Below are 11,669 nucleotides of genomic sequence, written 5' to 3' on the forward strand. Positions count from 1 at the left end.
GAGGTTCGGTTGTTCGTAGTCCGATGGATCAGACGAGCGTCAGCGTGACGTCGATGTTGCCGCGCGTCGCGTTCGAATACGGGCAGACGACGTGCGCGCGCTCGATCAGCGTTTGCGCGATCTCGCGGTCGAGGCCGGGCAGCGAAATCTTCAGCTCGACTTCGATGCCGAAGCCGTTCGGAATCGCACCGATGCCGACACTGCCTTCGATCGCGGCGTCCGCGGGGATCGCGATCTTGTCGCGCGCCGCGACGAACTTCATCGCGCCGATGAAGCACGCGCTGTAGCCGGCCGCGAAAAGTTGTTCGGGGTTCGCGCCGGCGCCGCCTGCGCCGCCGAGTTCGCGCGGCGTGGTGAGCTTCAGGTCAAGGCCGCTTTCGGGCACCGTGGCACGGCCGTCACGGCCGCCGGTGGCTTTTGCATGGGCGCGGTACAGCACTTTTTCGATCGACATCACAGACTCCTTTTCAACAGTGAGAGAAACAGCGTTGCAACTCGGGACTGCGAGGCGATGTCGGTATCGTCCGAATCGCATTTATTTATCTACTCATAGGTAGATAAACGTCCCCAAAAAATGCAGGTGGCGGATCCACCTGCTCCAATTCCCTATCTACCATCAGATAGATAATGAGATTCAATAAAAAGGCGGCGAACCGCCTTACTGCTTGCCCCGTCGGTCAGGACCGGGCCTTCCAGACTGCCTCGACATCCTCGAGGCGCGCCCGGGTGTGAAACAGCCGGCTGGCCAGCACGCTGCCCTGGAACGCCGCGTACAACGTGCGCGCGGCCGTTTCGGGCTTGCCGCTGAACTGCAGCGTGCCTTCCTGCGCGCCCTGCGCCAGCAATGCGGCAAGCCAGCTCTCGTTGGCCTTGAAGAACGCCTGGACCGCCTGCCGAACGCTATCTGGCAGCGATTCGATATCGGCCGCCAGCATCCCGCACAGACAGATCTGGTTGCCGTCGCCAAGCGTCCGGCCGAACAGCTTCGTGTACAGGCTCAACTTCACGTCGGCCGGCAACGCCGGATCGATCGCCCGCATGGCCGCGAGGACTTCGTCGCTATAGTCCGCCACCGCTTCCAGCACGAGATCGTCCTTCGACGGGAAGTAGTAGTGAATGCTCGACGTCTTCACGCCCACCAGATCGGACAGGTCTCGATAGCTGAAGCCGTTGTAACCGCGCAGCATCATCAGCGTGATCGCGTGGTCGAGAATCTGTTCGCGGACGGTCGGTTTCGTTTCCATGGATCGAACTTTATCTACTCGTAGATAGACAGTCAAGCATTTTTTTTAATACGACGATGCGCGCTGCGGTGGGAATTCCCCGCCCCGACAGCAGGCCCCGTCCCGCACACCGGCTGCCTGCTTACAACCGGCCTGCAGCCGAATCGAATCGATGCGACACTCGCAGCCGAACCGCCAATATCGCGCCGTTCACCGCACACGCCAGACCGCCGGGCCGCCCGCCCGCGCGGCATCAAGGAGAGGTTTCAATGTTTTCGTGGTTTGAACGGCGCCTGCCGACATTCCCGCTCGAAGATCCCGCCACGCCGCCGAAGGGGTTCTTCTCGTTCGTCTGGGCGTGCACGAAAGGCGCGCGCGGCTGGATCCTGCTGATCGCGCTGACCTCGGCCGCGCTCGCCGCCTACGAGGCCGCGCTGTTCGCGATGATGGGGCGCGTGGTCGACTGGCTGTCGTCCGCGACGCCGGCCGACTTCGGCGGCCGCCATTTCGGCACGCTCGCCGGCTTCGCTGCGATCCTCGCGGGCAGCACGCTGCTGATCGCGCTGCATACGATGGTCAAGCACCAGGTGCTCGCGATCAACTTCCCGATGCGGCTGCGCTGGCTGTTTCACCGGCTGATGCTCGATCAGAGCCTGTCGTTCTACGCGAACGAGTTCGCGGGCCGCGTGACGACCAAGATCATGCAGACCGCGCTCGCGGTGCGCGACGCGCTGTTCATGTCGGTCGACGTCGTGATCGGCGTCGCCGCGTACCTGATCGGCATTCTCGCGCTCGCGGCCAGCTTCGACTGGCGGCTGATGATTCCGCTCGTGTTGTGGGCGCTCGGCTACGGCGCCGCCTGTGCGTACTTCGTGCCGCGCCTCGGGCGCGTCGGCAGCCAGCAGGCGGACGCGCGCGCGTTGATGACGGGCCGCATCACCGACGCCTATTCGAACATCACGACGGTGAAGCTGTTCTCGCACACGCGCCGCGAAGCCGACCACGCGCGCCGCGCGATGGAGGCGTTCAAGGCGACCGGCGACGCGCAGATGCGGCTCGTCAGCGCGTTCGAGGTCGTCAACCACCTGCTGTCGACGCTGCTGCTGGTCGGCTCGAGCGGCCTCGCGCTCTATCTGTGGCTGCACGGCGAAGCGAGCGCGGGGGTGGTCGCGGCCGTGATCGCGATGGCGCTGCGCCTGTCGAGCTATTCGCACTGGATCATGTGGGAGATGACGGAGCTGTTCGAGAACGTCGGCACGATCCAGGACGGTATCAACACGCTGACGAAGGTGCGCAGCGTGGTCGACGCGCCCGATGCGAAGGCGCTGGTCGTGCAGCGCGGCGGCATCGTGTTCGACGACGTGCGCTTCGCGCACGACGACAACGACACGCCGGTGTTCGACGGGCTGAACCTGACGATCCGGCCGGGCGAACGGATCGGCCTGATCGGCCGCTCGGGCGCCGGCAAGTCGACGCTCGTGAACCTGCTGCTGCGCTTCTACGACGTCGACGGCGGCACGATCCGGATCGACGGGCAGGACATCGCGCACGTGACGCAGGACAGCCTGCGCGCGGCGATCGGGATGGTCACGCAGGATACGTCGCTGCTGCACCGGACGATGCGCGAGAACCTGCTGTACGGCCGCCCCAATGCGACCGAGCGCGAGATGCAGGACGCGGCCGTGCGGGCCGAAGCGTCCGATTTCATCGAACGGCTGCGCGACCGGCACGGGCGCAGCGGCTACGACGTCGAGGTCGGGGAGCGCGGCGTGAAGCTGTCGGGCGGCCAGCGGCAGCGCGTCGCGATCGCGCGCGTGATGCTCAAGGACGCACCGATCCTCGTGCTCGACGAAGCGACGAGCGCGCTCGACTCGGAAGTCGAGGTCGCGATCCAGCGCAGCCTCGACAGCCTGATGAGCGGCAAGACGGTGATCGCGATCGCGCACCGGCTGTCGACGATCGCGGCAATGGACCGGCTGATCGTGCTCGACGAAGGCCGCATCGTCGAGGAAGGCACGCACCAGCAGCTGCTTCAGGCCGGCGGCATCTACGCGGCGCTGTGGGCGCACCAGAGCGGCGGTTTCCTCGGCGAAACGGCCGACGCGGAAGGGGCCGAGCAGTAACGCGGGCGCGGCGGCCAGGCACGCGAGCAAACGCCGTCAGCCTGCCGCCGCGTTGACATCACAGCCGCACGATCGTCGATTTCAGCTCGGTGTATTTGTCGAGCGCATGCAGCGACTTGTCGCGACCGTTGCCCGACTGCTTGTAGCCGCCGAACGGGAAGTTCATGTCGTCGCTGCCGTCGCCATAGCAATTGACCCAGACGGTACCGGCGCGCAGCCGGCGCGCGACCGTGTGCGCCGTCGCCATATCGGCCGACCAGACGGCCGCCGCGAGCCCGTACTCGGTGTCGTTGGCGATGCGCACGGCCGAATCGACGTCGTCGAACGCGATCACCGACAACACCGGCCCGAAGATCTCCTCGCGTGCAATCGTCGCGTGCGCGTCGACGTCGAACACGGTCGGCTCCACGTAGAAGCCGCCCGTCTCCTCGCGCACGCGCGCGCCGCCCGTCACGAGGCGCCCCTCGTCCCGGCCGATGCCGATGTAGCGCATCACGCGCTCGAGTTGCACGCGATCGACGATCGCGCCCATCGCCACCGCCGGATCGAGCGGGTGTCCGGGCGCGAAACGCCGCGACGCGGCAACCAGCTTGTCGACGAACGCATCCTTGATATCGCGATGCACGAGCAGGCGCGAACCCGCCGTGCAGACTTCCCCCATGTTGAAGAAGATCGCATCGGCGGCCGCCTGCGCGGCCCGATCGAGATCGGGGCAATCGGGCAGCACGATGTTCGGCGACTTGCCGCCCAGTTCGAGCCACACGCGCTTCAGGTTCGACTGCGCGGCGCACGCCATGATCTGCTGCCCGGTGCGCGCCGAACCGGTGAACGCGATGCAGTCGACGTCGCGATGCAGCGCGAGCAGCCGGCCCGGCTCGGCACCGCCCGGCACGACGCTGAACACGCCGGGAGGCATGCCGGCGTCGCACGCGAGCTGCGCGACGCGGATCGCGGTCAGCGGCGATTTCTCGGAGGGCTTGAGCACCACGCTGTTGCCGGCAGCGAGCGCCGGCGCGAATTTCCACGCGGCCATCAGCAGAGGGAAATTCCACGGCACGACCGCCGCGACGACGCCGATCGGCTCGCGCGTGACGAACCCGACCAGATGACGGTCGGCCGGCACGACCTCGCCGCCGACCTTGTCGATGGCCTCGGCATACCAGTCGACGCAATGCGCGGCGGCCGGCACGTCGATGGCCGTGGTATCGGCGATCGGCTTGCCGGTGTCGAGCGTCTCGAGCAGCGCGAGTTCGTCGCAATGCTCGCGCATCAGCGCCGCCCAGCGCTGCAGCACGGCCTTGCGCGCACGCGGATTCATGCCGGCCCACGCCTGCGCGTCGAATGCGCGACGCGCGGCCGCGACGGCCGCATCGACGTCGTCGGCACCGCAGTCGGCCACCTGCGCGAGCACGCGAGCGTCGATCGGACTCACGCATGCAAAAGTAGCGCCGCTGTGCGCGGCGCGCACGTCGCCATCGATGAACGCGCGCGCTTCGATCCGCAGCACGGCCGCACGGGCCTGCCAGTCTTCGAAAGTGGATGGATTCATGGGAATTCCGTTTTCGTCAAAGGTCGGCCATCACGATCCGGGCACCGGATCGATGGGCGTGAACGTTCCGGCGCGCGCCTCGATCGCTTCGCCGGCGGCGAGGCACAGCGCCTCCTGAAAGCGTCCGGCGACGAGCTGCACGCCCGTCGGCACGCCGTCGCGCACGCCGGTCGGCACCGACAGCCCCGGCAGCCCGAGCAGCGCGGTCGCCAGCAGCGGCCCTTGCATGGCGACGATGTCGCGCATCGCGTCGTCGCCGTGCTGATCGGCATCGATCGCGAACGGCTGCGCGCACGACACCGGCATCAGCAGCAGCGGGTAACGCACGAAGAACTGCTGCCAGTCGCGCAACAGCGCGGTGCGCCGCGCGAGCCCGTTCACGTAGCCGGCCAGGTCGAGCGGCGCCGCGAGGTTGCGCTGGCTCGTGAACGCGGTCCGGATCGCCGCGTCGCCGTGCTGCATGATTACGTCGCCCAGTCCGCTGCCTGCTTCGTTGGTCACGAGGTCCAGCCACAGCGCGCACGCTTCGGCGATCCGCGGCGGCTCCGCCTCCTCGACGATGCAGCCGGCCTCTTCGAGCCAGCGCGCCGCCTGCCGGACCGCATCGACGACCACCGGGTCGGACGGCACGCCGGGCAGCGCCGGACACACGGCGACGCGTGTCGGGAACGCCGCGTCGCGACCGGCCGGCGCAACCGGCATCCACCACGCGTCGCGTGCGTCGCCGGCCGCCATTGCATCCAGTGCGATGCGCAGGTCGCCCACCGTGCGCGCCAGCGGGCCCTGCACGGACGCGAGCTGCACGGCGAGCGTACGGTCCCGCGATTGCGTGGGGTTGTAGGCCGGCACGCGGCCGGTGCTCGGCCGCAGCCCCGCGACGCCGCATGCGTAAGCCGGGTAGCGGATCGAGCCGCCGAGATCGTTGCCGTGCGCGATCGCGCCGATACCGGCGGCAACCGCCGCGGCCGCGCCGCCGCTGGAGCCGCCTGGCGTCAGCGCCGGATTCCACGGATTCGCCGTGCGGCCGTGCAGGTCGTTGTCGGTGAACCAGCGATACGAGAACGCCGGCGCATTGCTGCGCCCGATCACGATCGCACCGGCGCGGCGCAGGTTCGCGGTCACCGGGCTGTCTGCGTGCGCGACCAGATCCGCGAACGCGCGCACGCCGTTCGTCGTCGCGCGGCCTGCCGTATCGACATTGATTTTCACGGTCACCGGCACGCCGTGCAGCGGGCCGACGCTCGCGCCGCGCGCAATCGCGGCGTCGGCTTCAGACGCGGCCTGCAACGCGCTGTCGGCCAGCACGTCGACGATCGCGTTGATGACGGGATTCACCTGTTCGAGCCGCTGCAGGCAGCTGTGTACGAGTTCGGTCGACGATACGTCGCGCGTCACGACGTACGCGGCCATCTCGGCCGCGCTCAGACGCCACAGTTCCTGGGTCATGGAATGCTCCTCGTTGATGATGGGATTGAGCAGGATCGGCCGCGCGCTACGCACATGACGGCGCGGCCTGCGGCGCATGCGACGCGTAGATTTTCCGGCACGTCTCGACGACTTCCCACGTGCCGCGAAAGCCCGGCGGAATCACGAAACGGTCGCCGGCGCGCAGCACGCGCTCGCCGCCATCCGCATCGCGCACGATCGCGACGCCGCTCAACATCTCGCAGTACTCGGATTCGTCGTAGTCGATCGTCCAGCGCCCAGGCGTGCATTCCCAGATTCCGCAACTGAATTGCCCGCACGGGCTGATGTAGTGATGCGACAGTGTCTGCATCGGATTGCCGTCGAGCAGCAGCCCGGCCGGCACACGGCTTTGCGTGAGCCGGGCCGGCGCCTGCATCAGGTCGACGAGATGGGTGACGTGAGTCATGAATGCCTCCAGCGGATGAGTGAGTGGGTTCAAAACGATGCGTTGCCGCATGCGTCAAAGCAGGTCCATCGTCCGGTGCCACGCCATCGCGAGCGCGAGCAGCGGCGTGCGCAGCGCGCGGCCGCCGGGAAAATCGCGATGACGAATGCGGCCGAACAGGTCGAAACGCGCCGCCTGTGCATCGACCGCTTCGGCGATCAGCCGCCCGGCGAGGCCGGTCACGTTTACGCCGTGTCCGGAGAAGCCCTGCGCGAAATACACGGTAGGCTCGAGCCGGCCGAAATGCGGCGCGCGATTCATCGTCGCGTCGATCAGGCCGCCCCACGCGTAGTCGATCCTCACGTCGGCCAGCCGCGGGAACGTCTTCAGCATGTCGCGCCGCATCGCCGTCGCGAGATCGCGCGGCGTGTGCGTCGAACTGCTCGCCTTGCCGCCCCACAGCAACCGGCGGTCGCGCGTCAGCCGGAAATAGTCGAGCGCCGAATTGCAGTCGCTGATCGCCGCATTGGCCGGCATCGTCGCGGCCGCGCGCGCGTCGCCGAGCGGCTCTGTCGCGATCAGGTAGGTCGCCACCGGGATGATCTTGCGTGCGAGCGCGGGCGCCAGCTGCCCAAGGTATGCATTGCCGGCCAGCACGACGTAACGTGCGTCCACGTGCCCGCGCGCGCATCTGACGCGGTGGTATGGCGCGGCACGATCGAGCGCGAGCGCCGGCGTGTCCTCGTGGATCGTCACGCCGGCCGCGCGCGCCGCGCGCGCGAGGCCGAGCGTGTAGTTCAGCGGATGCAGGTGGCCGCTGCCTTCGTGACGCAGGCCGCCGACGTAACGATCCGATACGACGAAGCGCTGCATGTCGGCACGCTCGACGATTTCATAGCCGCGATAGCCGAAGCGTTTCGCGGCGGCGTCGCGCCATTTGCGCAGCGCGTCGATGTGGCGCTGCTTGTTCGCGGCCGTCAAATAACCGAGGGTGAGGTCGCAATCGATGCCGTATCGCTCGACGCGCTGCCTGACGATATCGACCGATTCGAGCCCCATCGCCCAGATCCGCCGCACGTCGTCTTCCGGCAGATGGGCCGCGAACGTATCGATGTCGCACGAGTACCCGGCGATCAGTTGGCCGCCGTTGCGGCCGCTGGCGCCCCAGCCGATCCGCGACGCCTCGACGAGCACGACCGAATGGCCGCGCTCCGCGAGATCGAGCGCGGCGGACAGGCCGGTGAGCCCGCCGCCGATCACGCACACGTCGGCCGACACGGCGCCGTCGAGCGACGGATGACGGGTCCGGTCGTTGGCGGTATCTGCGTAGTACGACTGAACATGTTGCTGATTTTCGAACTTGAGCATGAGTGACATTCGCGATCGTCGTCGCGTCAGAACGCGTAGATGAGCTGGGTCGCGAGCAGGTCGTTCGACTTCGCGTACGACCCGTCGTGGCGCAGGAAGACCTTGTTGCTGGCCCAGTCGTGCCGGTACTCGACCTTGACCGTCACCAGCTGGGCCGGATAGAACAGCAGGTCGAACGCGGCCGCCTGCCGCGTGGCGCCCTTGCACTCGAAGCCGACCCCGCCGTTCGCCTTCGACGTCGCAAGGCAGTCCGCGTCGATCCCGAAGCCGTTGTACGGGTCCATCCCGTTGCCGTTCAGCCCGATCGACGATCCGCCGCCGCCGTTCCTGCGGTTCACGAGCAGGTCGTAGCGCAGCGTCGCGCCCATGCGGCCGACCACCGGTACGTTGAACTTGCGATGCGCGAGCAGCGACAACCCGAACCACTGCGCCAGGCCGCCGTTGAACGCGCCGTGCTGCTGCTGGCCATAGTCGAACTCGGCGTTGTACTGCGCATCGGCGAGCGTGTAGGTCGCATCGGCTTCCGCAAAGAAGAACGCACCGTATGCGCTCGGTGCATTGCCGCCCACGCCGTAATGCACGTTGCCGGTGGCCGGGTCGATCGCGCTCGGCAGCGTCTGGCGGCCGATGTTGATCGAGCCGCCGATATCGAGCGCGCTGCCGCGCAGGTAGTCGACGCGCGCGGTGAAGGTCGGCACCTTGTTGCTCGTCGTGATCGGATCGCCGAGCGCGTTCACGCCGGTCCGCGTGATCGCGCCCGCGCTGCGGAACTGCTCGTTGCCGACGAAGAATTTCCATGCCCACTGGCCGCTCGGGCTCAGGTAGTTGATGCCCGCGCCGATCGACGAACCGGGATCCGAGAAGTCGTACAGCAGGTTGTGCGTGAGCGCGAGCATCTGGTTCGACTGCTGGTACTCGTAGCCGCCGAACCCGAGCACCAGGCCGCCGATGAACGCGGTCGTGCCCGACAGCGGCACCGTGACGATCGCCGTATTCACGATGTCGAGGCCGCTGGCGCCGCTGCCCGTCATCATCGACAAGCCGGCGCCGCGGTTCGGCATCAGCGTGATTTCGGCGGACGGCGCGGTCGGCCCGACGCCGAAGGTCTTCTTGATGTCGAGGAACACGTCGCCGAACGTGCTGTTGTAGTACGTGTAGGCGCTCTCGTGGTTCGCGAACTGGAACGACGACGTGCCGGCGCCGCGGTTGTACACGTAGGTCGGATCGAGGTAGCCGGTCACCGACAGCCCCGCGATCGGGCCGGTGCGCGCGGCGTCGGTCAACGAGTCGACCTTCAGCTGCTGGTTGGCGACCTGCTGGCGGATTTCGGTCACGTCGTCGTTGGTCAGCACGGCCGGGGCCTGCCCGTAGCCGGGCGCGGACGGGTCAGCGACGGCCGCACTTGCCGCCGCCGGCGCAACTACCGACGCAACTGCGGGCGCGGCGGCCGGTTTCGCGGCGAGTTGCGATTGCAGCGCACTCATTTGCCGCTGCAGCACCGCGAGCTGCTGCTGCAGCGCCCGGATCTGGTCGGCGCTCGAACTCGCGACGGCCAGCCCCGGCAACGCACCGGCGATCAGCACGCCGAGCATCTTCTTTTTCATTCAATGTCTCCTTGTCGTTCTTCACTTCACGGGATGCGGTGCGGGGTCTTGCCGACTATGTGCGGCCGACGGACGGACGGGGGGCGACGCGGGCGACGCGGACGACGCAGCCGGCTCGTCCGGCGCAGCGCCCGCGTGCCACGCCCGGGCGTCGCGGACCTGCCGTCGCTCGCGGGCCAGCATCGCGCGGTTCACGACGAATACGCCGATCGTCACGATCGCGATGAATACCGTCGCGAGCGCGTTCATCTCCGGGTTGAGTCCGAGCCGAACGCGCGAGAACACGACGAGCGGCAGCGTCGTCGAGCCGGGGCCCGACAGGAACGCGGAAAGAATCACGTCGTCGATCGACACGGTGAACGCGAGCAACCAGCCCGACACCAGCGCCTGGGCGATCAGCGGCAGCGTGATCACGAAGAACACTTTCAGCGGCCGCGCGCCGAGATCGAGCGCGGCTTCCTCGATGGAGCGGTCGAGCTCCTTCACGCGCGACTGCACGATCACGGCGACGAACGACAGGCACAGCATCACGTGGCCGATCCAGATCGTCAGCCAGCCGCGCCCGGCCGGCCAGCCGAAGGTCTGCTGCATCGCGACGAACAGCAGCAGCAACGAGATGCCCTGGATCACTTCGGGAATCACCAGCGGCGCGTTGATCATCGCCGCATAGAGCGTAAAGCCGCGAAAGCGCCCCATGCGGGCCAGCACGAAGCCCGCCCACGTGCCGATCGCAACGGACGCGGTCGCCGTCAGCAGCGCGATCTTCAGCGACAGCCATGCGGCCGCCAGCAGTTCGCCGTCGTGCAGCAGCGCGCCGTACCAGCGAAACGAGAAGCCGGACCACACCGTCACGAGCTTCGACGCGTTGAACGAATAGACGACGAGACTGATGATCGGGACGTACAGGAACAGGAAGCCCGTGCCGAGCACGCAGACCGACAACAGGCGATTCGCGCGGATCATGAGCGCCCCTCCGCTTCGGCCTGGCTGTAATGGAGCAGCGCCATCGGCACGAGCAGCAGCGCCACCATCGTCACCGTCACCGCGGACGCCATCGGCCAGTCCATGTTGTTGAAGAACTCGTCCCACATCACGCGGCCGAGCATCAGCGTGTTCGCACCGCCGAGCAGTTCGGGAATCACGTATTCGCCCACGGCCGGAATGAACACCAGCAGGCTGCCTGCAACGATCCCGTTGCGCGACAGCGGCAGCGTGATGCGCCAGAACGCGGACCACGGCGTCGCGCCAAGATCGTGCGCCGCCTCGAGCAGCGTGAGGTCCAGCTTCACGAGGTGCGCGTAGAGCGGCATCACCATGAACGGCAGGTACGAATACACCATGCCGATGTAGACGCCCGCATCGGTGTGATAAAGGCGCAGCGGCGTCGCGATCAGACCAATGGCGGCGAGCGCGCGATTGAGCAGGCCGTCGTCCTTCATGATCCCGACCCACGCATAGACGCGAATCAGGAACGACGTCCAGAACGGCAGCATCACGGCCATCATCAGCAGGTTGCGGCGCGCCGGGGTCGCGCGGGCAATGCAGTACGCGATCGGGTAACCGGCGAGCAAACACATCAGCGTCGACGCGGCGGCCATCTTCAGCGAACTGACGTAGGTTTTCAGGTACAGGTCGTCCTGCAGCAGCAACGCGTAATGCTTCAGCGACAACGCGACCTGCAGCGTGCCGGCTTCCAGCCGCGCGAGCGCTGTGTACGGCGGGATGCCGAGCATCTGTTCCGCGAAGCTGATCTTCAGCACGAGCACGAACGGCAGCGCGAAGAAGACCGCGAGCCACAGGAACGGCACGCCGATCGCGATGCGGCGGCCCGACGGCAGGAAGCGCGACAGCGCGGTGAAGCGGCCGCGGAGCGCGTGGCCGGCGTCGGTGCTTGCTGCGCCGGCTGCAACCGGCGCGGACGGGGTAGAGGCGGAGGTTCTCATCATGTCT

Annotated in this window: 10 protein-coding genes; 1 reads left to right on the forward strand and 9 read right to left on the reverse strand. The window is 67.5% G+C overall.

What is annotated here, in order from left to right; genetic code table 11:
- Positions 1–28 precede the first annotated feature (28 nt).
- Together C7H84_RS06190 and C7H84_RS06195 are read right to left on the reverse strand one after the other, a co-directional pair.
- A complete protein-coding gene (locus C7H84_RS06190; protein WP_121857972.1) occupies positions 29–454 on the reverse strand; it encodes an organic hydroperoxide resistance protein in 426 nt (141 codons plus the stop codon).
- Positions 455–677: 223 nt separating this feature from the next.
- On the reverse strand, positions 678–1,244 hold the full coding sequence (locus tag C7H84_RS06195; RefSeq protein WP_121857973.1) for a TetR/AcrR family transcriptional regulator: 567 nt from the start codon (positions 1,242–1,244) through the stop codon (positions 678–680).
- Between the two features lie 248 nt (positions 1,245–1,492).
- Here C7H84_RS06195 and C7H84_RS06200 point away from each other — a divergent pair, with 248 nt between their 5' ends.
- Entirely contained in the window at positions 1,493–3,346 is a 1,854-nt protein-coding gene (locus C7H84_RS06200) for an ABC transporter ATP-binding protein (protein WP_121857974.1), read from the forward strand.
- A 58-nt stretch (positions 3,347–3,404) separates the two neighbouring features.
- Here the strand turns inward: C7H84_RS06200 and C7H84_RS06205 are convergent, their stop codons facing one another.
- The 7 genes from C7H84_RS06205 to C7H84_RS06235 are packed head-to-tail and all read right to left on the reverse strand — an operon-like array spanning position 3,405 to position 11,662.
- Positions 3,405–4,895 (reverse strand): aldehyde dehydrogenase, encoded by a 1,491-nt coding sequence (locus C7H84_RS06205; RefSeq protein WP_121857975.1) that lies wholly within the window; start codon positions 4,893–4,895, stop codon positions 3,405–3,407.
- Positions 4,896–4,925: 30 nt separating this feature from the next.
- Positions 4,926–6,341, reverse strand: a complete 1,416-nt coding sequence (locus C7H84_RS06210; RefSeq protein WP_121858028.1) for an amidase family protein — start codon at positions 6,339–6,341, stop codon at positions 4,926–4,928.
- 46 nt (positions 6,342–6,387) lie between these two features.
- On the reverse strand, positions 6,388–6,768 hold the full coding sequence (locus tag C7H84_RS06215) for a cupin domain-containing protein (protein ID WP_121857976.1): 381 nt from the start codon (positions 6,766–6,768) through the stop codon (positions 6,388–6,390).
- Positions 6,769–6,822: 54 nt separating this feature from the next.
- Positions 6,823–8,115, reverse strand: a complete 1,293-nt coding sequence (locus C7H84_RS06220) for an FAD-binding oxidoreductase (RefSeq protein WP_121858029.1) — start codon at positions 8,113–8,115, stop codon at positions 6,823–6,825.
- A gap of 26 nt (positions 8,116–8,141) precedes the next feature.
- Positions 8,142–9,719, reverse strand: a complete 1,578-nt coding sequence (locus C7H84_RS06225) for a DUF3138 family protein (RefSeq protein ID WP_121857977.1) — start codon at positions 9,717–9,719, stop codon at positions 8,142–8,144.
- A gap of 21 nt (positions 9,720–9,740) precedes the next feature.
- A complete protein-coding gene (locus tag C7H84_RS06230; RefSeq protein WP_121857978.1) occupies positions 9,741–10,682 on the reverse strand; it encodes an ABC transporter permease subunit in 942 nt (313 codons plus the stop codon).
- Complete coding sequence (locus C7H84_RS06235; protein ID WP_121858030.1) at positions 10,679–11,662, reverse strand: ABC transporter permease subunit; 984 nt, start codon at positions 11,660–11,662, stop codon at positions 10,679–10,681. Before C7H84_RS06235 ends, C7H84_RS06230 begins: the two co-directional genes overlap by 4 nt.
- Positions 11,663–11,669: the final 7 nt, after the last annotated feature.

The sequence above is a fragment of the Burkholderia sp. Nafp2/4-1b genome (assembly GCF_003635165.1).
GTDB lineage: Bacteria > Pseudomonadota > Gammaproteobacteria > Burkholderiales > Burkholderiaceae > Burkholderia.

Coding starts and splice junctions, on each gene's coding strand:
- C7H84_RS06215 (WP_121857976.1), bottom strand. CDS start 6,768: ATGACTCACGTCACCCATCTCGTCGACCTGATGCAGGCGCCGGCCCGG.
- C7H84_RS06195 (WP_121857973.1), bottom strand. CDS start 1,244: ATGGAAACGAAACCGACCGTCCGCGAACAGATTCTCGACCACGCGATC.
- C7H84_RS06225 (WP_121857977.1), bottom strand. CDS start 9,719: ATGAAAAAGAAGATGCTCGGCGTGCTGATCGCCGGTGCGTTGCCGGGG.
- C7H84_RS06210 (WP_121858028.1), bottom strand. CDS start 6,341: ATGACCCAGGAACTGTGGCGTCTGAGCGCGGCCGAGATGGCCGCGTAC.
- C7H84_RS06205 (WP_121857975.1), bottom strand. CDS start 4,895: ATGAATCCATCCACTTTCGAAGACTGGCAGGCCCGTGCGGCCGTGCTG.
- C7H84_RS06200 (WP_121857974.1), top strand. CDS start 1,493: ATGTTTTCGTGGTTTGAACGGCGCCTGCCGACATTCCCGCTCGAAGAT.
- C7H84_RS06235 (WP_121858030.1), bottom strand. CDS start 11,662: ATGAGAACCTCCGCCTCTACCCCGTCCGCGCCGGTTGCAGCCGGCGCA.
- C7H84_RS06220 (WP_121858029.1), bottom strand. CDS start 8,115: ATGCTCAAGTTCGAAAATCAGCAACATGTTCAGTCGTACTACGCAGAT.
- C7H84_RS06230 (WP_121857978.1), bottom strand. CDS start 10,682: ATGATCCGCGCGAATCGCCTGTTGTCGGTCTGCGTGCTCGGCACGGGC.
- C7H84_RS06190 (WP_121857972.1), bottom strand. CDS start 454: ATGTCGATCGAAAAAGTGCTGTACCGCGCCCATGCAAAAGCCACCGGC.